At 57.7% G+C, this 24,202-nt stretch carries 18 protein-coding genes, 4 tRNA genes and 1 pseudogene; 14 read left to right on the top strand and 9 right to left on the bottom strand.

What is annotated here, in order from left to right:
* The first annotated feature begins 42 nt into the window (after nucleotides 1-42).
* Complete coding sequence (locus tag ACTH3D_RS06735) at nucleotides 43-4,008, top strand: AAA family ATPase (RefSeq protein WP_441666300.1); 3,966 nt, start codon at nucleotides 43-45, stop codon at nucleotides 4,006-4,008.
* A gap of 48 nt (nucleotides 4,009-4,056) precedes the next feature.
* Here ACTH3D_RS06735 and ACTH3D_RS06740 read toward each other — a convergent pair whose 3' ends face one another.
* Nucleotides 4,057-4,344, bottom strand: a complete 288-nt coding sequence (locus ACTH3D_RS06740; protein ID WP_441666301.1) for a YkgJ family cysteine cluster protein — start codon at nucleotides 4,342-4,344, stop codon at nucleotides 4,057-4,059.
* Nucleotides 4,345-4,597: 253 nt separating this feature from the next.
* Here ACTH3D_RS06740 and trhP point away from each other — a divergent pair, with 253 nt between their 5' ends.
* On the top strand, nucleotides 4,598-6,022 hold the full coding sequence (gene trhP, locus ACTH3D_RS06745; protein ID WP_441666302.1) for a prephenate-dependent tRNA uridine(34) hydroxylase TrhP: 1,425 nt from the start codon (nucleotides 4,598-4,600) through the stop codon (nucleotides 6,020-6,022).
* Between the two features lie 15 nt (nucleotides 6,023-6,037).
* On the opposite strand, the gene ACTH3D_RS06750 is transcribed toward trhP, so the two are convergent.
* Nucleotides 6,038-6,799, bottom strand: coding sequence for a UDP-2,3-diacylglucosamine diphosphatase (locus ACTH3D_RS06750; RefSeq protein WP_441666303.1), 762 nt, complete (start codon nucleotides 6,797-6,799; stop codon nucleotides 6,038-6,040).
* Nucleotides 6,800-6,922: 123 nt separating this feature from the next.
* Nucleotides 6,923-7,414, bottom strand: coding sequence for a peptidylprolyl isomerase (locus ACTH3D_RS06755; RefSeq protein ID WP_441666304.1), 492 nt, complete (start codon nucleotides 7,412-7,414; stop codon nucleotides 6,923-6,925).
* Nucleotides 7,415-7,613: 199 nt separating this feature from the next.
* Here ACTH3D_RS06755 and ACTH3D_RS06760 point away from each other — a divergent pair, with 199 nt between their 5' ends.
* Both ACTH3D_RS06760 and cysS read left to right on the top strand, forming a co-directional pair.
* Complete coding sequence (locus ACTH3D_RS06760; protein ID WP_441666305.1) at nucleotides 7,614-9,293, top strand: glutamine--tRNA ligase/YqeY domain fusion protein; 1,680 nt, start codon at nucleotides 7,614-7,616, stop codon at nucleotides 9,291-9,293.
* An 11-nt stretch (nucleotides 9,294-9,304) separates the two neighbouring features.
* Nucleotides 9,305-10,708 carry a cysteine--tRNA ligase gene (gene cysS, locus ACTH3D_RS06765; RefSeq protein ID WP_441666316.1) on the top strand — a complete coding sequence of 468 codons (1,404 nt, stop codon included), beginning with the start codon at nucleotides 9,305-9,307 and terminating at the stop codon, nucleotides 10,706-10,708.
* A gap of 39 nt (nucleotides 10,709-10,747) precedes the next feature.
* Here the strand turns inward: cysS and ACTH3D_RS06770 are convergent, their stop codons facing one another.
* Together ACTH3D_RS06770 and ACTH3D_RS06775 are read right to left on the bottom strand one after the other, a co-directional pair.
* On the bottom strand, nucleotides 10,748-11,470 hold the full coding sequence (locus ACTH3D_RS06770; protein ID WP_441666306.1) for a hypothetical protein: 723 nt from the start codon (nucleotides 11,468-11,470) through the stop codon (nucleotides 10,748-10,750).
* A gap of 118 nt (nucleotides 11,471-11,588) precedes the next feature.
* A complete protein-coding gene (locus ACTH3D_RS06775) occupies nucleotides 11,589-12,710 on the bottom strand; it encodes a pyridoxal phosphate-dependent aminotransferase (protein WP_441666307.1) in 1,122 nt (373 codons plus the stop codon).
* A 228-nt stretch (nucleotides 12,711-12,938) separates the two neighbouring features.
* Here ACTH3D_RS06775 and ACTH3D_RS06780 point away from each other — a divergent pair, with 228 nt between their 5' ends.
* Nucleotides 12,939-14,180, top strand: a complete 1,242-nt coding sequence (locus ACTH3D_RS06780; RefSeq protein ID WP_441666308.1) for an NAD(P)/FAD-dependent oxidoreductase — start codon at nucleotides 12,939-12,941, stop codon at nucleotides 14,178-14,180.
* A gap of 86 nt (nucleotides 14,181-14,266) precedes the next feature.
* On the opposite strand, the gene ACTH3D_RS06785 is transcribed toward ACTH3D_RS06780, so the two are convergent.
* Nucleotides 14,267-14,719, bottom strand: coding sequence for a hypothetical protein (locus ACTH3D_RS06785; RefSeq protein WP_441666309.1), 453 nt, complete (start codon nucleotides 14,717-14,719; stop codon nucleotides 14,267-14,269).
* A gap of 133 nt (nucleotides 14,720-14,852) precedes the next feature.
* Between ACTH3D_RS06785 and pyrC the strand changes: the two genes are divergently transcribed.
* Nucleotides 14,853-15,890, top strand: a complete 1,038-nt coding sequence (gene pyrC, locus ACTH3D_RS06790; protein ID WP_441666310.1) for a dihydroorotase — start codon at nucleotides 14,853-14,855, stop codon at nucleotides 15,888-15,890.
* A 71-nt stretch (nucleotides 15,891-15,961) separates the two neighbouring features.
* On the opposite strand, the gene mtnN is transcribed toward pyrC, so the two are convergent.
* The 3 genes from mtnN to folD form a co-directional block, all read right to left on the bottom strand.
* A complete protein-coding gene (gene mtnN / locus ACTH3D_RS06795; protein ID WP_441666317.1) occupies nucleotides 15,962-16,669 on the bottom strand; it encodes a 5'-methylthioadenosine/S-adenosylhomocysteine nucleosidase in 708 nt (235 codons plus the stop codon).
* Nucleotides 16,670-16,671: 2 nt separating this feature from the next.
* Nucleotides 16,672-17,145 carry an S-ribosylhomocysteine lyase gene (locus ACTH3D_RS06800; RefSeq protein ID WP_441666311.1) on the bottom strand — a complete coding sequence of 158 codons (474 nt, stop codon included), beginning with the start codon at nucleotides 17,143-17,145 and terminating at the stop codon, nucleotides 16,672-16,674.
* A gap of 123 nt (nucleotides 17,146-17,268) precedes the next feature.
* Nucleotides 17,269-18,135, bottom strand: a complete 867-nt coding sequence (folD, locus tag ACTH3D_RS06805; RefSeq protein WP_441666312.1) for a bifunctional methylenetetrahydrofolate dehydrogenase/methenyltetrahydrofolate cyclohydrolase FolD — start codon at nucleotides 18,133-18,135, stop codon at nucleotides 17,269-17,271.
* 280 nt (nucleotides 18,136-18,415) lie between these two features.
* Here folD and ACTH3D_RS06810 point away from each other — a divergent pair.
* The 8 genes and pseudogenes from ACTH3D_RS06810 to ACTH3D_RS06845 all read left to right on the top strand — a co-directional run.
* A tRNA-Pro gene (locus ACTH3D_RS06810) sits at nucleotides 18,416-18,492 on the top strand.
* A gap of 75 nt (nucleotides 18,493-18,567) precedes the next feature.
* A tRNA-Arg gene (locus ACTH3D_RS06815) sits at nucleotides 18,568-18,644 on the top strand.
* Nucleotides 18,645-18,738: 94 nt separating this feature from the next.
* Nucleotides 18,739-18,813, top strand: a tRNA-His gene (locus tag ACTH3D_RS06820).
* A gap of 53 nt (nucleotides 18,814-18,866) precedes the next feature.
* Nucleotides 18,867-18,941, top strand: a tRNA-His gene (locus ACTH3D_RS06825).
* A gap of 280 nt (nucleotides 18,942-19,221) precedes the next feature.
* Complete coding sequence (gene tig / locus ACTH3D_RS06830) at nucleotides 19,222-20,571, top strand: trigger factor (protein WP_441666313.1); 1,350 nt, start codon at nucleotides 19,222-19,224, stop codon at nucleotides 20,569-20,571.
* Between the two features lie 84 nt (nucleotides 20,572-20,655).
* A complete protein-coding gene (clpP, locus tag ACTH3D_RS06835) occupies nucleotides 20,656-21,276 on the top strand; it encodes an ATP-dependent Clp endopeptidase proteolytic subunit ClpP (protein WP_441666314.1) in 621 nt (206 codons plus the stop codon).
* 75 nt (nucleotides 21,277-21,351) lie between these two features.
* Nucleotides 21,352-22,617 (top strand): annotated as a pseudogene (clpX, locus tag ACTH3D_RS06840) (ATP-dependent Clp protease ATP-binding subunit ClpX); the annotation flags it as partial.
* 258 nt (nucleotides 22,618-22,875) lie between these two features.
* On the top strand, nucleotides 22,876-24,202 hold a 1,327-nt coding region (locus tag ACTH3D_RS06845), incomplete at its 3' end, for an LON peptidase substrate-binding domain-containing protein (protein WP_441666315.1).

Genomic DNA, 24,202 nt, shown 5'->3' on the forward strand with positions numbered 1-24,202 from the left:
GCCGGTCTGAAGCCGCCCACTGGCTGCAGGGATGATATCACGATGCCAAATGACTCCGACAAGATGCCGAATCAGGATGAAGGCCGCCTCGCGCTGCTGGGCAATTTCTCGCTGAGACTGGATGGCAATCAGCTCACCCACTTCAGCTATGACAAGGTCAAAGCCCTGCTGGTATACCTGCTGCTACATGAGCAGCCAGTGAGCCGAGCCATCCTGGCAGAGTTGCTGTGGCCAGGTCAGGGCATGTCTGCCGGGCGCACCAATCTTCGCCATGCCCTGCACTCCCTGCGCCAGTCGCTGGGTGAGCATGCTGACCAGTTGCTGACGGTATCCCGTCAGTCAATTGGCTTTGTGATGCCGGCAGACTGGTCTTTTGATCTGCATGGCCTTCAGAAATTGTTGCAAGAGCAGCCGAGCCCAGAGGCCCTTGATGCGGTGCTGAACTGCTACCGCGGCGATCTGGTAGAGGAGTTGCAGCTGACTGCCTGTAATGAGTACCAGCGCTGGTTGGTACAGGTGCGTAATGAGTGGCGCCATCGGGTGATCCGTTTTGCTGAACAGGTGCTGGATGCCGAAGCCGGTATGCCATTGGCTGACAGTCTGCTGATGTCTCTGGTCAGCCGCTTTTCAGGTTATGGGCCCTTTCATGAGCGCCTGGTGCGCCAACTGGCTGACAGTGGGCAACTGGCCGCGGCCCACGAACAGCACAGCAACTATCTTCAGCTGCTTGCTTTGTCAGGCCAGCAGCCGCCACCTTCTTTCCTGCAGCTGGCGCATTACTGGTCGCAGGTCGCCCCCGATGCCAGTCAAGCAGGTGGCATGGGCTTCTGTCGCATTCTGACTACCGGCAGTACGCCGCTGAGTGAGACTGAGATCGAGCAGCGCCAGTTGTCAGTGATGGCCATTCGCCTGTCACTGGATGTTGACCTGTCGACACGCGCGGTGGCGCGTGCGGTGTTGTTGCTCCAATCCGAGCTTATGTGTTGGCTTGAGGAGCAGTGCCAGCATCTGGGTGGCTTCTGGTTGCCAGGGGCAACGGGCGGGGTCGGCCTTGCTTGTTTTGGTACCGATGGGCCGGCTCATCAGTTGGCCGAGTTGGTAGCCCTATACGAGCACTGTCGGACGCATCTAGCGAGTGAATGCCTGCGTCACTGGGACCAGGACAGTGACCCGCCTCGCCTCAGCTTTGCTGCCGGCCTCAACAGCGGCCGGGTGATGTATTTGCCGGAACGCAATATGGTCGACCCACTGGGTCAGGTGATGCAGGAATCCCTGGCCTTGATGAATGCAGCGGAAGGCTGCGAGCTGGTGATATCCCGGCAAGCCAGTGAGCATATGCCGCCGGGGCTCGACCTGCAGCCCCGGCTGTCGTCACGCCAGGTGAGTAATGACGGGCGTATCCGCCTGCAGGCACTGGTACTGACATCGGACTTGATCGGCAGCGAAGTAGCCAAGCCCAGCCTGATTGGCCGTGAAGCTGCACTCAAAACCTTGAGAGATGCTCATGCTCGGGCCAGTATCGGCCTGCGCCAGAGTGTGCTGGTGCGCGGTCCATCGGGGATTGGAAAGTCGGCGTTGCTGGTTGGCTTCCGGCAGCTTGAGCAGAGTCAGCAAACCGCCATCTGTTGGCAACCCACTACGCGGTTGTCGAGTCTTGAACCTTACGCGGTAGTGCGCAAGATGCTGCGCTGGCATCTGGGTGGTCCCATTTGTGCACCGTCGGTTGCTGAACTCATGGAGTGGCAAGGTGGCGAGGCTGAACAAGCTGGTGAGGGCGGTGTGGCCGATGGCAATGATGCTGCTGCGCATCGCCTGCTGCATGAGGCGTTGGGGATTCGTGAAACTGAAGAGCCCTCGGCTGTCAGCCTGAGCAGCGAGGCGCTGGCGGCGGTTGTCGAGTTTTTGTATCGGCTGGTTGCGCGCATCACGGCAGAACGGACCCTGGTGCTGATGATTGACGACCTGCAGTGGCTGGACGAGCCGTCTTTCAAGGTGTTGACGGGGCTGCAGGCCCGCCTGGCGATTAATAGTCCTTTTCTTCTGCTGGCCAGCCACCATGGGCGTGAGGCGTTACCGGTACGCATGGACTGGGATCAGCAAGTCACCTTGCAGCGCCTTGACGAGAAGCAGTCCTTGCGGCTGCTCGACCATCTGGCGAGCCATTATCAGTTCAGTCTCAGCCCACTCCTCAAGCAGCAGATCATCGAGCGCTGCGATGGTGTGCCGCTCTACCACCAGGAAATCTGCCGGCGCATTGATATTGATGGTCGGGAAGGGCGCAGTGTCAGCCTGGAAGACTTACCCAAAGACATGCTGGGGCTACTCGGTAGTCGCATTGACCAGCTGGAGCACAATCGGTATGTCGCCCAGGTGGCTGCGGTACTGGGACGCTGCTTCCGGCTGGATTTTCTGGCGGAATGCAGCGGTGTCAGTGGCGCTGAACTAACTGCCGCGCTGGAGCACATGGTGCGCTTGGAGATTATCGAACCGGCCGACAAGGGGCGCGTGGTGCGTGAGTACCAGTTCACGCATCAGTTGCTTCATGAGGCGGCGTACCTTTCATGCCCGAAGGACATGCGGATTGCGCTGCACACCCAATTTGTCGAACTGATTGAGCAGCGTTTTCCGGTGTGGATCAGCCGGCGTCCCGGTGAGTTTGCCAGCCATCTGCGGCGCAGCGGACAATATGCCCGTGGTGCCCGCTACTTTGAATTGACCGCCCGAGAGGCCATGAAGGTCAGCGCCAATCGCACGGCGCTGCGTATGGCAGAAGCTGGTCTTGCCAGCCTTCGCCATGTGGAAGGCCAGGCGGAGCGAGAAATTAGCCTGCACAATGTGCGCGGCCAGGCGGCCTTTGCCCTTGAAGGGCATGGCTCACCGACCGCTCACGAGAGCTTTGTGCATGCACGTGAGCTGCTGAAGGGAGAGTGCGGCGAGACGCCGTTGGATATCGGGCATTGCGAGCAGGCATTTCTGGTCAAATGGGGGCTGTGGGTCGGCTGCAGCCAGCGTAATGCCCATGGAGATGCTTACCAGTTGGCTGAGCGTCTTTCAGACCTGGCTGGCCAGCTCAGTGATGAGCGCTATACCCGGCTGGCCGACTTTGCGCGAGCCAGCTGTGACTACTGGTCTGGCCGGATCGTCAAGGCCGGCCAGCGGCTGGATGAACTTGACCCGATCAACTCGCCGATGATGATCAACTCGCTGTCATACTCCGAGCACCCGCAGGTGACGGCGGCGTGCTATCAGGCCTGGGCGCTGTGTCTGCGCGGTGATTACCGTCGGGCAAGCGTTCAGATCGAAGCAGCGATCCGCCTGGCCGAGGAAATCAATCATCCGGGCAGTTTGGCCATGGCGTTGTTATATGCCGCTGCCCAGTACCGTCAGCTAGGCCATGTGCAGCTTGCCATGCAGCGCGTTGAGCGTGCCTATCAGCTAGCGAATTCGCCGGACTTGCAACTGTGGCAGATTGCGGCGCGTACCATGCTGGGCTGGCAAGCAGCGCTAGCAGGCGACCCCGCGGGTCTGGAGCGCATGGATGCCGCCCAGCAGGAGTTGGCTGAGGCCACCGGGCGTGACCAGTATCAGTATCCGATCCTAACGCGGATCGATGCGCTGTTGGCGTTGGGAGAGCTGCCGCGTGCCGAGACCTATCTGGATCGCTGCCTAGTGATTGCCCGCCAATGCTTGCCGCTGTTTGTTCCAGAACTGGCTATCCAGCTGGCTCGGGTGCGCCAGCGGCTCGGGTATCCTGCAGCTGAGGTGCGCCGCCTGATCAAGCTGGCGCTGGAGCAGGCGAGTGATGATGGCAATCTGCATCAGCAGCTGTGTGCGCTGGAGGCTTGGTTGACGCTGCTAGATCCCAAGGACAACCGGGTCCGCGACGATTTCCGTCGCCTGCTTGGGGAAGTCAGCTACAGCGACGCACCAATCCTGGTTCGCTGGCGCACCCTGCTTGACCGGATTGAGCCGCGCACCGCAGGTTTGCAGACCGACTCGGCGGTGTGACCGAGAGCGGGTAAGGTGGTTGTTAAAAGGACGGCCGCCAGAAAATTATCAGGTGGCGATTTCAAGTGCACTAATGCGCTCCAGTGCTTCTCGGCGGTCACTGCCACACAGTGCGTTATCGAACTGGAAGCGCTCACAGACCAACGGACGACGCGGGTCGCCAAATAGTCGGCACAGGTTGGCATCATCCAGCTGGATACAGCGCTCGCCAGCAGGCTTGCCATGGGGCATACCGGGAATCGATGAGCTGATCGACGGAGCAATGCAGCAGGCCCCACAGCCGGCTCGGCATGTGTCGCTGGGTGCTGGCTCGATACTGGCATGAGCAGGGAGCACAGCTGACGTGCCTGAAGTGAACGTTTCGGAAATGAACGCACCGGAAATTAAAGAAGACATAAATAAGTCGCACTACAAGGCAGAAAGTAAGGCGCTGCCAGCTTAGCCAAATGCACACCGTGTGGCCAGAATCTCTGCCAGTTGGTAGAATCTCGCGCCTTTCTTTTTCGCGCTGACTTGTGTTGTTTAACCCGTCTTTCAAAAACGGCGTCACAACCGGTTGCGCCATCGTCCTGACAACGGTGAACTTCCAATGAAAGCTCCTGAGCTTCTCTCGCCTGCGGGCACCTTCAAGAACATGCGTTACGCCTTTGCCTATGGCGCCGATGCAGTCTATGCCGGCCAGCCGCGCTATTCGCTGCGCGTACGCAACAACGACTTCAAGATCGATAACCTGCATCGTGGGATAGCCTATGCCCATGAGCGTGGCAAGCAGTTTTACGTGGCCTCTAACATCGCCCCGCATAACAGCAAGCTCAAGACGTATCTACGTGACATGGAGCCGGTCATCGAGGCTGGCCCTGATGCGCTGATCATGTCTGACCCGGGCCTGATCATGATGGTACGTGAGCGCTGGCCGGAGCAGGAGATCCACTTGTCGGTGCAGTCCAATGTGGTCAACTATGCGGCCGCGCGTTTCTGGCAGAAACAGGGCATCAGCCGCATCATTCTGTCCCGCGAGTTGTCGCTGCGCGAGATTGGCGAGATCCGTGCAGAGTGCCCGGACCTTGAGATCGAAACCTTTGTCCATGGCGCGCTCTGTATTGCTTATTCCGGCCGCTGCCTGTTGTCGGGCTATTTCAATCACCGTGACCCTAACCAGGGCACCTGCACCAACGCCTGCCGCTGGAAGTACAACACTGTGGCAGCCGCCCAGGATGAGACGGGTGATCTGGTACCGGCCAACTCGGCCCGCGCCCATGCGGCCAGTGGTGTGTGGACACCTGACCAGGGGCGCTCGGGCAGCTTGATTGCCTCCGGTGGCGGTAGCGCCGAGTATGAGAGCAGTGCTACCGCGGGCGGTGTTGAGGGGCAGGACGAGCTCTCAGCGCTGATTGAGGACCGTACGCGTCCCGGCGAGCTGATGCCGGTGTTCGAGGATGAGCACGGTACCTACATCATGAATTCCAAGGATCTGCGCGCCGTGCAGCACGTGCCGCAGCTGACCGAGATGGGTGTCAGTTCGCTGAAAATCGAAGGGCGCACCAAGTCAGCCTATTACGTGGCACGCACGGCCCAGGTGTATCGGCGAGCCATTGACGATGCGGTGGCCGGTCGGCCGTTTGATATGCGCCTGATGGACGAACTGGATAACCTAGCCAACCGCGGCTACACCGAGGGGTTCTATCGTCGCCATGTGCATGACGAGTATCAGAACTATGAGCAGGGCAACTCGGTGGGTGTCCACCAGCAATTTGTGGGTGAAGTGATCGACTACGACTCGCAGCAGGGCGTCATGACCATCGAGGTCAAAAACCGCTTCGAGGTAGGTGATGGCATGGAGCTGATGCTGCCCGGCGGTAATCGTCGTTTCACTCTTGAGCACATCGAGAACAAGCACGGCGAGTCGACGGGCGCTGCTCCAGGATCGGGCCATGTGGTGCGTATTCCTGTTCCGGGCGAGCCGATTACGCCGGAGCGTATCGAGTACGCACTGCTGATGCGCGATCTCAGCTGACGCCACGGAAAACCGCTACTTCAGGGGAAACTCGCGCAGTACTGGCGCCTGACCCTGACCGACCTCAATTTCCCAGCCTTTGTCCGGCTGCCAGTCGCCTAGCACCAGGCGCCTGGCAGGCTGGCCGTTCACTTCCATCTCATGTACCGCGGGCCGATGGGTATGGCCGTGAATCAGTGTGGTCACATTGTGGGCTGCCATGGCATCAATCACCGCCTGAGGTGTCACATCCATGATGTCCTCAGCCTTATTGGTATTGGCTTCACCGGATTTTTCGCGCAGCTGGCGAGCTAGTGCCAGACGCTCAGGAATTGGCATGGCGAGTATCTGTTCCTGCCATTGAGGGTCACGAGCCTGGGCGCGAAACGCCATGTAGGCTTCGTCCCGAGTGCACAGGCTGTCGCCATGCATCAGCAGTATCCGCTGGTTTCCCCATTCGACCACGCTGGGGTCTTCAAGCAGTGTTGCGCCGGCCTGACGTGCAAAGTCCTCACCCAGCAGGAAGTCGCGGTTGCCGTGCATCAGGTAGATGGCTGTGCCGTCGTCGGCGCAAACCTTGAGTGCCCGAGCGATACGCAAGGCCAGCGCTGCGTTGCCGGTGGGGTCGGCGTCGCCCAACGCCATCACGTCATCGCCAATCCAGGCCTCGAAGAAGTCGCCGAGGATATAAATGGCCTGGGCGTCAGCGGCAGACTGCTCAAGCCAGTCGAGAAAGCCTTCAGTGATGGCTGGTGCCCCAGGGTGGAGGTGCAGGTCAGAGATAAGCAGGGTGGACATCGATAGCCGTTGTTCTTTGAGGTTAAGCAGTGTATCCGCAAGCCTTCCCAGCAGATATCAAGGGCAGCAGGCCCAGTAACCTGCATACCCTTGTGCTGGTAAAGTCTGCAGCAGTCAGTGGGGTTACTTGAAGTAAGCGCGCTTGATGATGACGTCGTCAGCCGGAACATCAGCGTGCATGCCGCGGCGGGTTGTTTCTACGCCTTTGATGCGATTGACCACGTCCATGCCGTCAACAACTTCGCCAAACACGGTGTAGCCCCAGCCCTGTAGGTTCTTACCGCGATGGTTGAGGAAGTCGTTATCGCCGACGTTGATGAAGAACTGGGCAGTGGCCGAATGCGGGTCTTGGGTACGTGCCATGGCCAGGGTACCGATGGTGTTGGTCAGGCCGTTGTCGGCCTCGTTCTCAACGGGGTCGCGGGTTGGCTTCTGCTCGAATTTTTCGTCAAACCCACCGCCCTGCACCATAAAGCCGTCGATGACGCGGTGAAACAGGGTGCCGTCGTAGAAGCCGTCACGCACATACTGTTCGAAGTTAGCGGCAGTCTTGGGCGCCTTGTCGTGATTCAACTCAATAGTGATGTCGCCAAAGTTGGTTTCTAGAACGATCATGATGTCTTCCTGTTTGAGATGGTAGACCACGCCCGGCTTGTTGATCGGAAGCGCTGTTGGCGCGACGTGGCATCGCTGGGTGTCGAGGCGCTATAATAGCCGCTTTGCGTCGATGCGCGAACCCGTCGTGTAACATCATGGTGAAATACGGCGGCTGCGCTCGACTGGCCTGCGTTCAATCAGAGGTTGCCTAATCAACATGACCAGCGAGACCACCAGCGCACCAAATTTTATTCGCAACCAGATCAACGAAGAGCTTGAGGCGGGCCGTCAGGGCAAGATCGTGACACGCTTTCCGCCAGAGCCTAACGGCTTTCTTCACGTTGGCCATGCCAAGTCAATCTGTTTGAACTTCGGGCTTGCTGAACAGTTTGGCGGTGATTGTCATCTGCGTTTCGACGACACCAATCCGGCCAAAGAGGAGCAGCAATATGTCGACTCGATCAAGGAAGACGTCAACTGGCTCGGTTTTCAATGGACCGGTGAAGTGCGTTATGCCTCAGACTATTTCGAACAGTTGTATGCTTGGGCGCAGCACCTGATCCGTGAAGGCAAGGCTTATGTGGATGATCTTTCGCCCGACGAGATTCGTGAGTACCGCGGCACCCTGACCGAACCCGGCCGACACAGCCCGTATCGCGAGCGTTGTGCTGAGGAGAACCTTGAGCTCCTCGAGCAGATGCGTGCCGGTAAGATAGAGGAGGGCAAGAAGGTGCTGCGAGCCAAGATCGACATGGCCTCGCCCAATATCAACCTGCGCGACCCGATTCTGTACCGGGTGCGTCATGCCGAGCACCATCAGACCGGCACTACCTGGAAGATCTACCCGTCCTACGACTTCACCCACGGCCAGTCGGATGCCATTGAGGGCATCACACACTCGATCTGTACGCTGGAGTTTGAGGATCACCGACCACTCTATGAGTGGTTTCTGGATAACCTGCCGGTACCGGCCAGGCCGCGTCAGATCGAATTTGCGCGGCTCAAGCTAGGGTATACTCTGACCTCCAAGCGCAAGCTCAAGCTGCTGGTTGATGAAAACATCGTCGATGGTTGGGATGACCCGCGCATGCCGACCATCTCGGGCCTGCGCCGTCGCGGTTATACGCCAGCGGCCATCCGCAAGTTCTGCGACATGATCGGCGTGACCCGGGCCGACAGTGGCGTGGTGGATATTGCCATGCTGACCCATGCTATCCGTGCCGACCTCGAAGATAACGCGCCGCGTGCCATGTGCGTGCTTAACCCCGTGAAGATCGTGCTGACCAACGTCGCAGAGGACCACCAGGAAGTTTATGAGGTGCCTGGCCACCCCGCGCGTGAAGACATGGGTGTGCGGCAGATTCCGTTTGGTCGCGAGCTGTATATCGACCGTGACGACTTCATGGAAGACGCGCCAAAGAAATTCTTCCGCCTGACACCGGGTAAGGAAGTACGCCTGCGCAACTCCTATGTAATCCGCTGTGACGACTTCATCAAGGACGATAACGGTGAGATTACCGAGCTGCACTGCTCAGTGGATTTCGACACCTTGGGCAAGAACCCGGAAGGCCGCAAAGTCAAAGGTGTGATTCACTGGGTCAGCGCCAGCCATGCGCTGCCAGTCGAGGTGCGTCTCTATGACAATCTGTTCACTGTGGAGCAGCCGGACCGCGATAAAGACGCCGACTTCTTTGATCATTTGAACCCTGAGTCGCTGGTGGTTGTGCAGGGCATGGCCGAGCCCAGTCTGGCTGGCGCCCAGCCTGAAAGCCGTTACCAGTTCGAGCGCCTGGGGTATTTCTGTGCTGACCGTCACGCCTGTACCGACGGCAAGCTGGTATTTAACCGCACCGTGGGGCTGCGCGACAGCTGGGCAAAGATCAAGAAGAAGGGTTGAGAAGGATGAGCATGCAGATCTATAACACCATGACGCGGCGCAAAGCGCCTTTCGTGCCGCTGGAGCCTGGCAAGGTACGCATGTATGTCTGCGGCATGACGGTGTATGACTACTGCCACCTGGGCCATGCTCGGGTGATGGTGGCTTTCGATGTTATTACCCGTTACCTGCGTGAACGCGGGTATGAAGTGACCTATGTGCGCAACATCACTGACATCGACGATAAGATTCTCAAGCGCGCTGAAGAAAATGGCGAATCCATCGGCGCTCTGACGGGCCGCATGATCGAAGCGATGCATGAAGATGAGGCGCGCCTGGGTGTGTTGCCTCCGGATCAGGAGCCGCGCGCCACCCATCATGTGGCAGAGATTATTGCCATGATCGAAACGTTGATTGCCAAGGGCTTTGCCTACGCGGCGGATAATGGTGATGTCTATTACCGGGTGCGCAAGTTCGAAGAGTACGGCAAGCTCAACAATCGCGATGTGGACGAGATGCGTGCCGGCGCTCGTATCGAGGTCGGTGAGCACAAGGAAGACCCCCTGGATTTTGTGCTTTGGAAGGCCGCGAAACCCGGAGAGGCCAGCTGGCCGTCACCTTGGGGTGAAGGTCGTCCCGGCTGGCATATCGAATGCTCAGCCATGTCCAAGTGCTGCCTGGGCGAGACCTTTGATATTCATGGCGGTGGCCCGGATCTGACCTTTCCACACCACGAAAACGAGATCGCCCAGAGCGAGGCAGCCAACAGCAAGCCGTTTGTGAACACCTGGATGCATGCCGGCGCAGTGCGGGTGGATCAGGAAAAAATGTCCAAGTCGTTGGGCAACTTTTTCACCATCCGCGAAGTGCTGGAGCATCACGCGCCGGAGGTGGTGCGTTACCTATTGGTTGCCAGCCACTATCGCAGCGCCATCAACTACGCTGCGGAGTCGCTGGTGGGTGCACGCAAGTCGCTAGAGCGCTTCTACAGCGCGCTGGATGGGGTTGATCTGTCGGAGGTTGAACAAGTCGGTGCTGCTGCTGAGGCGTCAAACTACGCTGAGCGCTTCCATGCTGCCATGGCTGACGACTTCAATACGCCAGGTGCGCTTTCGGTGCTGTTTGATTTGGTTCGCGAGCTCAATCGCGCCAAGAAGGAGTCGCCTGGCGCTGCACCGGCATTGGCGGCTGAGCTGAAAAGGCTGGCCGGTGTGCTGGGGCTGCTTCAGCAGCCGCCAGAGGCGTTTTTCAAGGCAGAGGCCTCTGGGCTACCACTCACGGAAGAAGAGATTCAGGCAAAAATTGCTGAGCGTGACGCGGCAAAGAAAGCAAGGGATTTCGCCGGGGCTGACGCCATCCGCGACGAGTTGGCTGCCCTTGGTATTGTGCTCAAGGATTCCCGAGAAGGTACCAGCTGGATATTCGAAGCCCACTGATGGTCGATGAGGATGGACCGGTGGCGATACCGACACCGCTTAGTTTAAGCGATCAGGCTGCGTGTCAAGCAGCACGCGCAGCTGGTGTAATGCGTACTGCTGATAGGTATCGCCGCCTAACTTTGAAGCGTTCAGCGAGCGTTTGATCGCGGCCCAGCGCTCATCATGAGGCTGCGGCAAGCGGCGTAAATGAGTGTCGATCCAGATCAGCTTGTCGTCGTTCGTTATCAGCAGGTTGTTGTAGTGCAGGTCGCGAAGTGCATAGCCGTGGCGGGCGATATGCGCAATGTCTTGGCACAGGGTGTCAAGAAGCGCCAGGCGTTGCTGCTGGTCCAGCGTTTCAAATACCGCGCCGCCGGGGCGCGCATCGCGGATGTGCTCCATCAATAGCAGCGAGGCGTTGCGGTTGAATGGATTCAGTGAAATACCCCAGCCGTAATATCGCGGCGTTGCCAATCCCATGTGTTGCAGGATGCGGCCACAGCGGTATTCCTTGCGCGCGTCGAACTGGAACAGCCCACGCTTTTCCAGATAGTCACGTCCCAGCCACTTTAATGGTTGTGTTGTCCTGTCGAACTTGTCGGGGACTACCTTAGCGAGAACTGTGTCGTCGGGTGACAGGAAGAAGCGGCTGCTGGCGACCGATTCAAAAACTTCGGTTGTACTGGTAGCACTCAGCTGGAGTGGGGGGGTTAGCTCCCGGCAATGCGCCAGCAGGTAACAGTGAGCTTTACCGTCAAATGACAGATTGAGCAGTTTCAAGCCGGTACTCCAGGGGCGTAGCTGGCCGATGACAGTGGCAAAGGCTAACACAGGGCTGCGTCATGTGGCAGATCATCAGTGGGTTGGCCCATTGTGTGTTTCAGTCGCAGCAGAGCAATTACAGCACGCGTTCAAGCGGCTCTAGCATTCCCGGTGACAGTGCGTCTTCAAGAGCGGTGATGCGCAGCAGGCGCCCCAGGTCAGGGTGTGCGGCTCTGGCGATCAGTCGTCCGGCGCTGAGCATGTCGCGGTGAACGCGATCGGCAAGTTCGACGCTGGGCAGGCGCAGGGCAACAAAATTGGTGGCACTTGGGAGCACATCGGCACCGAGGCTTTCCAGCTGGGCGATGAGGGTATCACGGCGGTGCTGCACGGCCGTGATGTGGTCGCGGGTCTCCTCAGGATGGTCGAGCACCACCTCAGCCGCCGCCTGGGACAGTGTCGAAACCGCGTAGTGGATACGTACTTTCATCAACACAGCCAGCACCTCGGGTTCAGCAATGGCATAGCCGACCCGTAGCCCGGCCAGTCCATGCGCCTTGGATAGGGTGCGACAGCGGATCACGCCGGCCATGGCCTGATTTGCTCCCGGACGCTCGGCATCCAGCCGGAAGTCATTGTAGGCCTCGTCAAGCAGCAACCAGCAGTCATCAGGTAGCGCAGCGCGCAGCTGGGTGATGTCAGCGTCGCTGTGCAGGTGGCCGCTGGGGTTATCGGGGTTGGCTAGATACACCAGCCGGGCACCCTGTCGACTTGCGCTGTCGGCCAGCGCGGCCAGGTCGGGAGCTAGCCCCGTACGTTCAGGATGTGTGAGCGAGGGGCTTGTCTGATCGTAGCGGGTTTCAATCAGCTGGCAGCCCTGGCCGCGTGCGAAATAGGCAAATGTGGGGTAGGTGCCCGCAGTGGCAACCACGCAGTCGCCTGAGCGGCATGTCGCACGAAGTACCAAGGCCAGCAGGCTGTCGCAGCCCGCATCGACTAGCAGCTCATCGAGTGCAAATCCGTGCTGATTGACCAGCCGCTGTCGGATGCCAAGTGCCTCGCTGTCACCGTAGGAGTAGACGTGCTTGGCCATGTCGTCACCAAAGTGGCGGCGCAGGGCGCTGTGTGGCATATCCAGGCCTTCATTGGATCCCAGCTGATGCGGTATCTCATGCCCCAGCCGGCGCTCAAGCACGCGAACGCCAGGAAAGGGGTTGCTGGGGCCGGAAGAGGTCAGGTGATCATTGAAAAGCGGCATGCAGGCTCCGTAAAATCATGCTGTATTGAGGTGTAAATACAGGAAAATTCTGCTGTCTGAGGATGCGAATACAGCTCGATGAGCGAGATGGTTATCGCTATGATATCCGAGTACAAGATAGCAGTATGTCATGTTGGCTGTCTGTTACTGAGCGAGTGTTCTGACGCTCGGTAACACGGCAGGACCATTCCGGACGATATATTTATACCCACATTTTGGAGGTGCAGGATGGCCCGAGAGATCATCGTTCTTGGCGCTGGTATGGTTGGCGTTTCAGCGGCCTGGCATCTAGCTCGCCGGGGGCACTCGGTAACGCTGATAGACCGCAGGGAGCCAGGGCGTGAAACCTCGTTTGGCAATGCCGGGATCATCCAGCGCGAAGCGGTTGAGCCCTATGCCTTCCCGCAGGATCTGCGCACCATGTTGCGTGTTTTGCCAAATCGCGAGATTGATATCCGATATCGCGTCAAAGGCATGTTCAAGGCCGCAGTGCCGCTACTCAAGTATTGGCATAACTCAGGCGGTAGTCGTTATCAGAAGATTGTTGAAGAGTGGGCCACGCTGATCCAGATGTCGTTGGATGCGCATGGGCCGATGATCGAGGCTGCCGATGCCGAGTCACTGGTACGTCGTGATGGCTGGCTTGAGCTTTATCGCACGGAAAAGAAACTGGCTGAGCGCGTCAAGAAAGCAGAGATACTCCGCGATCGTTACGGGGTGGAATTCTCGGTGCTTGACGCCAAGGCGCTGTCTGAGAAGGAACCGCACCTTGATCCTGCGCTGGTAGGAGCTATCCACTGGCAGAACTCCTGGACGGTAGAAAGCCCTGGTGATCTGGTGCTGGCTTACGCTCAGGCCTTCGAAAAAGAAGGCGGCAAGGTCATGCAGGCAGACATCTTGGCGCTTGACCAAGAGGGTGGGGGTTGGAAGGTGACTACCGACCACGGTGAGCTGCATGCCGATGATGTGGTGCTGGCCATGGGGCCCTGGTCCAAGCGCTGGCTGGAACCGCTGGGTTATTCGGTGCCGCTGTTTGCTAAGCGCGGCTACCACATGCATTACGGCAGCCAGCAGGGTGCTCAGCTCAATCATTGGATCATGGATGCCGAGTCAGGATTTCTGCTGGCGCCCATGAAATCAGGGATTCGTCTGACCACGGGGGCAGAGCTTGAGCAGCAGGAGGCTCCACCGCATCTGCGCCAGTTGGCCGCTGCAGAAGCCAAGGCGCGCACCTTGTATCCGCTGGCCGAGCCACTGGATGTGGAGGCCTGGAAGGGCGCCCGCCCCTGTATTCCTGACATGAAGCCGGTCATCGGCCCAGCCATCAATCACAAGGGACTATGGTGCGCTTTTGGGCATGGCCACCAGGGCTTTACACTTGGGCCAGCCACCGGGCGCCTGCTTGGACAGATGATGGATGGCGAAGCGCCGGAAGTGGATATGCAGCCGTTCCGTATCGATCGTTTCTGAGAGCCGGCGGATTCAGGCTCATGCGCGACCGGGTCTGAGTCCGCTAGCTACTCCAGGAGTGATATAAGCGGGGCTATCAGGAGTCATCAGGGTTTTGAGGATGACGTCGAAGAAGAGCTTGAAGAAGACCTCGAAGAAGAAAAAGCGTGTGCGGTCAGCTTGACCAGCAGGGTTGCCACGAACACCAGCCAGCCAGCAGTGGCCAGCACGCAGAACAGCAGCATCTTGTTGGCGCCCTCGACCGGAAACAGCAGATAGTCGACCAGTACGGCCAACAGAAAGGCAAGGGTGATAGGCAGGGCGAGGATATGCATCCACATCTCAGTGCGCCGCTTGCGGACGTGGTATCTGCCCAGCATGACGCGGACAGGGCGATAGACACTGCTGAACAGGGTAGCGGCCGCGACAACCAGCAGTGCGATCAACGCTGGTTCCACACGGTCATATGACACCGAGTACCAAATCGACCAATATAGTACCAGCCACATCAGGCCAGCAAGGCTGGCTACGCTGTCGGCGTATTGACGTACTTTAGGCATGTTTTCCTCACGCATGATCAATCAAGCGATGATACGGCAAATGAACCGTGCATGACGAGCGTCTGTGAACTCGGGATACGGGCGCAATAGGGTATACTGTGGCCGCGACCCCACCGCTGATACAGGACCCGCTGTGAACTCGATTACCCTAACCCGCCCGGACGATTGGCACCTCCACTTGCGCGACGATGACGCCCTTGCAGCAGTAGCTGAGGCCAGCGCGCGCCAGATGGGGCGTGCGATCATTATGCCGAATCTCACGCCGCCAGTGACCCAAGCTGCCCAGGCGTTGGCCTATCGTGAGCGAATTCTGGCCGCGTTGCCCTCGTCAGTGAGCTTTGAGCCGTTGATGACGTTGTACCTGACCGACCACACCACGGCGGTAGATATTGAACAAGCACACAGCACTGGGCTGATTAAGGCGGTGAAGCTGTATCCGGCTGGTGCGACCACCAACTCTGACTCGGGTGTGACGGACATCATGCTTTGTGATGAAGCCATCGCTACCATGGCAAGGCTTGAAATGCCGCTGCTGGTGCATGGTGAGGTTACTGATGCGCAAATCGATATTTTTGATCGCGAGGCCGTGTTTATCGAGCGCGTGCTCAAGCCATTGCTCGAGCGCCATCCTGGGCTCAAGGTGGTATTCGAGCATATCACCACAGCTGATGCCGCGCGCTTTGTCGCCGGTGCACCGGCTAATGTGGCGGCCACCATTACCGCTCACCATCTGCTTTATAACCGTAATCATATGCTGGTGGGAGGCATTAAGCCGCACTATTACTGCCTGCCAATTCTCAAGCGTGAAAGCCATCGTCAGGCGCTGTTGGAGGCCGCAATAGGCGGTTCAGCAAAGTTTTTCCTAGGTACTGATAGCGCTCCCCATGCACAAAGTGCTAAGGAAAGCGCCTGTGGCTGCGCTGGTGCTTACACAGCGCCTGCAGCTATTGAGCTCTATGCCGAGGCGTTTGACAGCGTCGATGCTATCGACAGGCTGGAATACTTTGCCAGTCATGCTGGGCCGGACTTTTACGGCCTGCCGTACAACGCCGATACCATCACCTTAGCGCGTAAGCCCTGGACTATGCCGGCGGATCTTCCCTATACAGGAAATGAGCGTATTATTCCGCTGCGCGCCGGCGAGCGTATGGCGTGGGCAGTCAAAGAGTAGAAAGCGTACCTTTACTGGGCGCCAGACGAAGCCGCCGCATAGCGGCGGCGGTGTGAGTCTTCAGCAACGCGTCAGGCAGCACCGAGCCGTTTGACCATGGCGCTGACCATGCGGGTTGAATGCTCAGCGGCTGTTTCCAGAAAGGTGTCAAAAGACAAGTGGTTGTCTTCGCTGCCAGCGATGTCTGACAGCGCGCGAGTTACCACAAAGGGACAGTCGTAGAGATAGCACACCTGGGCGATGGCAGCGGCTTCCATTTCAGCGGCGACCATCTCCGGGAACAGTGCCCTAGTCTGGGCGACGCGCTCGAGGCAGGCCATGAACACGTCGCCCGTAGCAATCAGGCCTTCTGCCACACGCACTTCACCGAGTTCCTGGATGCATTCGCGCGCCGTGCTTACCAGTCGCTCGTCGGGCAGGAAAGCTTCCGGCATCTGCGGCACCTGGCCGTGGACGTAGCCGAAGGCGGTGGCGTCAACGTCGTGATGACGTATTTCGCTAGAGACAACGATATCACCAATTTCCAGCCCTTCACCAAAGCCACCGGCAGACCCAGTATTGATAATGGCGTCAGGCTGGAATCTCTCCAGCATCAGCGTTGCGCCCACTGCGGCGTTGACCTTGCCAATGCCTGATTGCAGGACCATCACCTCTACGCCGTGCAGGTATCCCTGATGAAAGGTTGAGCCTGCGTGAACCTCGGTTGTGCTGTTCTCAAGCATGCTGGCAAGGGATGCAACCTCTTGGGGCATGGCGCCGATAATTCCGATGCGTTTCATCATCAGGTCTGGTCACCGAAAACCAGATGCCATTCATCGCGTTTGCTCAGAAACCCCTGGGCAATCTCTTTGGCGCCGTCCAGGCTATGGCTTGCCGCCCAACCGCACTGAATTTCGTTACAGGCAGGCACCTCGGTCGCTGCTAATACGTCTTTCAGGGTGTCCTGGACAAGGCTAAGCACTGCGTCGTAATCGTCGTGGTTGAGTAGTGCGATATAGAAACCGGTCTGACAGCCCATGGGACTGATATCGACGATTTTATCCGTATGATTGCGCGACAGTTCGGCCATGAGGTGCTCCAGCGAGTGTAGAGCTGGCATCTGCATGTGGTCCTTGTTGGGCTGGCATATGCGCATGTCGTATTTGTGGATGATGTCACCGTGCTCGCCTTTCTTGACATCGGCCAGACGGATATAGGGCGCTTTTACCTTGGTGTGGTCCAGGTTGAAGCTTTCGACGTTCATCTTGTCGTTCATGACAACACCTCATGGATTTATTGGATAGATATTAGTTGAAAGAAATCAGTGGAAACATGGTGGGGCCGCAGTATAGCTGAGCCGGGCGCAGACTGGCCATTTGGCCAGTTTGTCGCGGAGCCGTTAGGCGTGTTGCTTGGCGCCCTGAGTCTCGGCAGCCCACAGGGTATTCTCCAGCAGGGAAGCTACCGTCATGGGGCCAACGCCGCCGGGTACTGGCGTGATGTAGCTGGCGCGCTGGGCGGCTGGCTCAAACTCTACGTCGCCAACCAGGCTGCCGTCAGGCTGGCGGTTGATCCCCACGTCAATAACGATGGCGCCGTCGCGAACCCACTCCCCCTTGACCAGGCCTGGCTTGCCCACCGCAACCACAAGAAGCTCCGCGCGACGCACGTGCTCTTCAAGATCATGGGTGAAGCGATGGCAGACTGTGGTGGTGCATCCGGCCAGAACCAGCTCCAGCGCCATGGGGCGGCCCACAATGTTGGACGCACCCACCACGGTGGCGTTGAGGCCGCGAACCTTAAGCCCGGTATGCTGTAGCAGGGTGATGACGCCTTTCGGCGTACAGGGGCGCAGTAGGGGAAGGCGCTGTGCCAGGCGTCCCAGGTTGTAAGGGTGGAAGCCGTCGACATCTTTCACAGGCGAAATTCGCTCCAGAATAGGGCGCTCGTCCAGGTGTTCGGGTAACGGCAGCTGGACCAGAATACCGTGAACTTCCGGGTTGCTGTTAAGAGAGTCGACCAGCGACTCGAGCGCCTGCTGGGTTGTCTCGGCTGGCAGGCGATGCATGAACGAGTGGATACCGGCCTGTTCGCAGGCACTCTGCTTATGGCGCACATAGACAGCAGAAGCAGGATCGTCACCGACCAGCACAACGGCCAGCCCAGGAGTCTGTCCGCCGGCGTCGCGGCGAGCCTGCACTTGAAGTTTTACTTGCTGGCGAACCTGAGCAGCAATCGATTTGCCATCGATCAGTTGGGCGGTCATTACACTTCCTCTGGTGGGCGTTGCTGGTGCTGAGCTACGCAGGATATGTCGCGGCAAAGCACCTGAAGGTTGATGATTTTCGCACGCTGTGCGCGTAAGGCAAAGGGGCGCTGTTTTCGAACAGTCTGGTATAGGTGCAGGGAGTCACGGGAAATAAGGCTGATACGCGACGGGATTAGGCGACAAAGAAAATAGGGCTTGACGTATGAAATCAGATACGTAGAATACGCATCGCTTGGCAAGGCTCTGTTCAGAAGCTTTGGTGTTGTGCAAAAGCCGTCGGGGTGTAGCGCAGTCTGGTAGCGCGCCTGCTTTGGGAGCAGGATGTCGGGGGTTCGAATCCCTCCACCCCGACCACAAGCACATGGCAAGAACGGGCTTACCCTCTTGGCTGTGTTTGTTAAGCGGTGTAGAAAGGCTTAGGCCTGATGCGCGCCCATAGCTCAACCGGATAGAGCAACGGCCTTCTAAGCCGTAGGTTGCAGGTTCGAGTCCTGCTGGGCGCGCCATAGCTTACATGGGTCCAGTGTGGTTCGCTGAGTCGGGTCTGAAGAAAAGCCAAGCAGGATCGAGTGTAAAGAATCAGCATGTCTGCTTTTAATGGTGGGTGTAGCTCAGTGGTAGAGCCCCGGATTGTGGTTCCGGTTGTCGTGGGTTCGATCCCCATCACCCACCCCAGCTAATGACACTGTATTCTTCCTCATGCTCGTATCTCTACTTTCTCTATTGTGGTGGGTGTAGCTCAGTGGTAGAGCCCCGGATTGTGGTTCCGGTTGTCGTGGGTTCGATCCCCATCACCCACCCCATTTCTTGATCTTCCTGTCATTTCCAGCTTTGTTTACTTACTGAGTCTGACGTTGCCAACTTGGTTGATAACGCGCTTAGGTGTGCTTCTCTGTTTGCAGCGGGTAAGATGACAAATGATGTGTTGCCCGATGCGTTATCCCTTGATTTTTTGGTCAGCCAACCCTATCTATTATCGCGTTGGTGCAGGTCTGAGCTTGCCACTGGCGCTCGGGATTCATAGAATCCCCTCCTTCATACATACGTCAATTGATTCACGCCCCCGTCGGTAGAGGACATTTCATGCAAGTTTCCGTCGATACGACCTCCCAGATAGAACGCCGTGTCAAAGTTCAGGTGCCGGCAGCCCAGATTGATGAAGCCGTCAGCGCTCGTCTCAAGGATGCCGCCAAGAATGTTCGCATCGATGGCTTCCGCAAGGGTAAGGTGCCCATGTCCGAAGTCACCAAGCGCTACGGCTCAGAAGTGCGTAACGAGGTCGTTGGTGAGGCGATGCGTGAGCACTACGTGCGTGCCATCACCGAGCAGGAGCTGAATCCGGCGGGTTATCCGCAGATTGAGGCCAGCGTCAACGAGACCGGTAAAGATCTTGAGTTTGTCGCTATTATCGAGGTGTACCCGGAAGTTGAGCTGGCTTCCATCGAGGGTACCGAGGTGGAGCGTCCAGTAGTCGAGATCACCGATGCTGATGTCGACGAGATGGTCGAAACGCTACGCAAGCAGAATGCCGGCTGGGAAGAGGTCGAGCGCGCCGCTGAAGATGGCGACCAGCTCAATATCGACTTCCAAGGCTTCTTGGGTGATGAGCCTTTTGAAGGTGGAAGTGCAGAAGGGCATGACCTAGTGATTGGCTCCGGCAGCTTTATTCCAGGTTTTGAAGAGCAGCTGATCGGCGCTAGTGCTGGTGACGATAAAGAGATCAAGGTTACCTTCCCGGAAGACTATCAGGCCGAGAATCTGGCAGGTCAGGAAGCGACCTTCAAGGTCAAGGTCCATGCTGTAAAAGGGCAGTCACTTCCTGAGGTTGACGAAGAGTTCGTCAAGAACTTCGGCGTTGAAGACGGTGATGTGGCTAAGCTGCGCAGCGAGATCGGCGATAACATGCGTCGTGAGGCGGCTCAGGCGGTCGATAACCGGGTCAAGCAACAGGTGCTCGACGCCCTGCAGAAAGCCAACGAGATTCCTGTGCCGCAGGCCCTGGTTCAGCAGGAGACTGATGGTCTCAAGCGTCAGGCAGCCCAGCAGTTTGGGCTTGGCGAAGACTTTGACGTCAGCCAGCTGCCCAATGAGCTCTTTGCTGAGCAGGCAAAAACTCGTGTTCAGGTTGGCTTGCTGCTTGCTGAGGTCATCAAGGCTCACGAGCTAGACGCCAGCGATGACGAGATCAAGGCTAAGGTTCAGGATCTGGCCAAGCAGTACGAAGAGCCTGAGCAGGTCGTTGAGCATTATCTGTCCAACGAGGAGATGAAAACTCAGGTCAAGTCCGCGGTACTTGAAGAAAAGGCCGTTGACGTGTTGCTGGGTCAGGCCAGCGTGAAAGACGTGAACATGACTTACCAGGAAGCGCTGGCTGCTGCCCAGAAGCAGGCTGGCGATACTGAGGAAGACGAGGCTGAAGGCGAAAGCGCCTGAGTCTGATGCGAGCGGCGCACCCGGACGTCTGTCTGGATGCGCCAGGCATTGTTATCAGTCACTGGATGCAAGGACACTATCTCGATGAGCAACGCGTTTGATATTCAGTCTGCTGGCGGCCTTGTGCCGATGGTAGTTGAGCAGAGTGCCCGTGGCGAGAGGTCGTATGATATCTACTCGCGTCTGCTCAAGGAGCGTGTGATTTTTCTGGTGGGCCCGGTCGAGGACTACACGGCTAACCTGCTGGTTGCCCAGCTGCTATACCTGGAGTCGGAAAATCCTGACAAGGATATCCATCTGTACATCAACTCGCCGGGTGGTGCAGTTACTGCAGGCATGTCAATTTATGACACCATGCAGTTCATCAAGCCGGATGTCTCGACCGTCTGTATCGGTCAGGCAGCCAGCATGGGCGCACTATTGCTGGCTGGTGGTGCTGCCGGGAAGCGCTACTGTCTGCCCAACTCGCGGATGATGATTCATCAACCGCTGGGGGGCTATCAGGGACAGGCGTCTGATATCGAGATCCATACTCGAGAAATACTGGGTATTCGTGATCGTCTCAACCAGATTTTGGCGCAACATACCGGCCAGAAGATTGAGACTATCGCCCGGGATACCGACCGCGACAACTTCATGAACGGCGAGCAGGCGACAGAATATGGCCTGATCGACGCTGTGCTGGATAAGCGGCCCGCATCCTGATAGCGTGAATTGATCATGATTTACGACGTATAGACCGGCGGCCTGTGGCCGCCGTTGTTAACAGAGGTACGCTAAATGGCTGACGGCAAAGACAAGGATGACGAAGGCAAACTGCTGTACTGCTCGTTCTGTGGCAAGAACCAGAATGAAGTCCGCAAGCTGATTGCCGGTCCGTCCGTGTATATTTGCGATGAATGTGTCGATTTGTGTAACGACATCATTCGCGAGGAAGTTCTCGATGCCGACGCCGAGAGCGACGAGGAGCGCCTGCCTGTTCCGCGTGATATTCGCCAGACACTTGATGACTATGTGATAGGTCAGGACCGCGCCAAGATGGTGTTGTCGGTGGCTGTCTATAACCATTACAAGCGTTTGCGTTACGTCGACAAGGACGAAGTGGAACTTGGCAAGTCCAACATCCTGCTGATCGGCCCGACAGGCAGTGGGAAAACGCTGCTGGCCGAGACGCTGGCGCGACTGCTCAATGTGCCCTTCACCATTGCCGATGCCACGACCCTCACCGAAGCTGGTTATGTGGGTGAGGATGTCGAGAACATCGTTCAGAAGCTGCTGCAGAAGTGCGACTACGATGTGGAAAAGGCCGAGCGTGGCATCATCTACATCGACGAGATTGACAAGATCTCGCGTAAGTCTGACAACCCCTCGATTACTCGCGACGTCTCAGGTGAGGGTGTCCAGCAGGCCTTGCTCAAGCTGATCGAAGGGACAACCGCATCGATTCCCCCCCAGGGCGGCCGTAAGCACCCGCAGCAGGAGTTCCTGCAGGTGAATACCAACAACATGCTGTTTATCGTTGGTGGCGCTTTTGCTGGACTCGATAAAGTAATTCGCGACCGCTCCGAGACGGGTGGTATCGGCTTCAGTGCTGAGGTTAAGAGTAAGGACGAGACCCGAGGTGTGGGCGAGTTATTGGCCGAGGTGGAACCTGAAGACCTGGTTAAGTTTGGCCTTATCCCAGAGTTTGTCGGCCGCCTGCCGGTTATCGCCACCTTGGCTGAACTGACGGAAGACGCGCTGGTTCAGATTCTTACCGAGCCCAGGAATTCATTGGTCAAACAGTATCAGAGGCTGTTTGATATGGAGGATGTTGAGCTCGAGTTCCGTGATGATGCGCTGCGTGCGGTTGCCGTCAAGGCCATGACCCGCAAGACCGGCGCGCGCGGTCTACGCTCGATCATGGAAAGCGTTCTGCTTGATACCATGTACGAGATTCCTTCCATGGAGGGCGTCAGCAAGGTCGTCATTGACAGCTCTGTGATTGCCGGTGAAAGTGAGCCGTTGCTGATCTATAGCCAGCCAAACGAGAATCAGAGCGCCAGGAAGAGCACCAAGAAAAGTGCCAAGAAAAGTACCGCTTCCAGCGACAGTGACGAACACGAAGACGACGCGCGCAGTGACGGCACCAGTGGTTGAATGTCATCCCTGACGCGCAGCGACATTAGGATATCGACACGCCACAAGATACAGGGCTGCTGCGGCGGCCCTTTTTTGGTTCCGCGCAGATATCCAGCTTGTATTGTTGGCGTGTCGCCCCCACACCCTAGGTAACTCCAACGATTTGCTCGAGGTAGGTCTGCGATGCAGCAGAATGATGAAAAGACCCTGAGTCTTCCCCTTTTACCGTTGCGGGATGTGGTCGTATATCCGCAAATGGTTATTCCGCTGTTCGTTGGCCGCGAAAAGTCCATACAGGCGCTTGATGCCGCAATGGAAGGCGACAAGCGCGTATTGCTGGTAGCACAGCGTGAAGCCAGCGAGGACGAGCCTGATAACCAGGATCTGTTTTCAATAGGCACCGTGGCCGAAATCATGCAGTTGCTAAAGCTGCCCGATGGCACCGTCAAAGTGCTGATTGAAGGTGAATCGCGGGCCGACATCCGGCATATTATCCATGCCGAAAATGACTATAGCCGCGCTGACGTGGTGCTTCGCGAAAGCGAGCCGCTCAGTGAGCGCGAACAGGACGCGCTTGTTCGCGTACTGCTCAATCAGTTTGAGCAGTACGTCAAGATGTCCAAGAAAGTGCCCAATGAAGTGCTTAACTCGCTGTCGGGAATCGAAGATCCCAGTCGGCTGGTGGATACTATCTGTGCGCACCTATCGCTCAAGATCAGCGACAAGCAGGAGCTGCTGGAGATGGATCGGGTGCGGGATCGCATCGAGCATCTGATGGCGCTTATTGAGTCCGAAATAGATCTGCTCCAAGTCGAGAAGCGCATCCGGGCGCGCGTTAAGGAGCAGATGGAAAAATCTCAACGAGAGTACTATCTCAATGAGCAGATGAAAGCTATCCAGAAGGAAATGGGTGAGCTTGATAACGTGCCCAACGAGGCTGAGAAGTACGAAAAAGCTATTGAAGACGTAGGCATGCCCAAGGAGGCCAAAGACAAGGCCATCCAGGAATTGGGCAAGCTGAAAATGATGTCACCGAACTCCGCCGAGGCCACGGTGGTGCGCTCGTACTTGGACTGGTTGGTGGCGGTACCGTGGAAAAAACGCAGCCGCATTCGCCATGACCTGGTGCATGCCCAGAAAGTTCTGGATGAGGATCACTACGGCCTGGAAGAGGTGAAAGAGCGCATACTTGAGTACCTGGCGGTGCAGAAGCGCGTCAAGAAGCTCAAGGGGCCGGTACTGTGTCTGGTGGGGCCGCCCGGCGTTGGCAAGACCTCGCTGGGGCAGTCAATTGCCCGTGCTACCAACCGCAAGTACGTGCGTCTGGCGCTGGGTGGCGTGCGTGATGAGTCCGAGATTCGCGGCCATCGGCGCACCTATATCGGCTCTTTGCCGGGTAAGATGATCCAGCGCATGAGCAAAGCCGGGGTCAAGAACCCTCTGTTTCTGCTCGACGAAGTCGATAAAATCGGCATGGACCATCGCGGCGATCCATCATCAGCGCTGCTTG

This window comes from Halomonas sp. (genome assembly GCF_052095765.1).
GTDB lineage: Bacteria > Pseudomonadota > Gammaproteobacteria > Pseudomonadales > Halomonadaceae > Halomonas.

Excerpts from the sequence above, each read along its gene's own strand:
- tig (WP_441666313.1), top strand. The coding sequence starts at position 19,222 with ATGCAAGTTTCCGTCGATACGACCTCCCAGATAGAACGCCGTGTCAAA.
- ACTH3D_RS06775 (WP_441666307.1), bottom strand. The coding sequence starts at position 12,710 with ATGCCGCTTTTCAATGATCACCTGACCTCTTCCGGCCCCAGCAACCCC.
- folD (WP_441666312.1), bottom strand. The coding sequence starts at position 18,135 with ATGACCGCCCAACTGATCGATGGCAAATCGATTGCTGCTCAGGTTCGC.
- ACTH3D_RS06800 (WP_441666311.1), bottom strand. The coding sequence starts at position 17,145 with ATGAACGACAAGATGAACGTCGAAAGCTTCAACCTGGACCACACCAAG.
- mtnN (WP_441666317.1), bottom strand. The coding sequence starts at position 16,669 with ATGAAACGCATCGGAATTATCGGCGCCATGCCCCAAGAGGTTGCATCC.
- clpP (WP_441666314.1), top strand. The coding sequence starts at position 20,656 with ATGAGCAACGCGTTTGATATTCAGTCTGCTGGCGGCCTTGTGCCGATG.
- ACTH3D_RS06755 (WP_441666304.1), bottom strand. The coding sequence starts at position 7,414 with ATGATCGTTCTAGAAACCAACTTTGGCGACATCACTATTGAGTTGAAT.
- cysS (WP_441666316.1), top strand. The coding sequence starts at position 9,305 with ATGCAGATCTATAACACCATGACGCGGCGCAAAGCGCCTTTCGTGCCG.
- ACTH3D_RS06785 (WP_441666309.1), bottom strand. The coding sequence starts at position 14,719 with ATGCCTAAAGTACGTCAATACGCCGACAGCGTAGCCAGCCTTGCTGGC.
- ACTH3D_RS06750 (WP_441666303.1), bottom strand. The coding sequence starts at position 6,799 with ATGTCCACCCTGCTTATCTCTGACCTGCACCTCCACCCTGGGGCACCA.
- ACTH3D_RS06735 (WP_441666300.1), top strand. The coding sequence starts at position 43 with ATGCCAAATGACTCCGACAAGATGCCGAATCAGGATGAAGGCCGCCTC.
- ACTH3D_RS06760 (WP_441666305.1), top strand. The coding sequence starts at position 7,614 with ATGACCAGCGAGACCACCAGCGCACCAAATTTTATTCGCAACCAGATC.
- trhP (WP_441666302.1), top strand. The coding sequence starts at position 4,598 with ATGAAAGCTCCTGAGCTTCTCTCGCCTGCGGGCACCTTCAAGAACATG.
- ACTH3D_RS06780 (WP_441666308.1), top strand. The coding sequence starts at position 12,939 with ATGGCCCGAGAGATCATCGTTCTTGGCGCTGGTATGGTTGGCGTTTCA.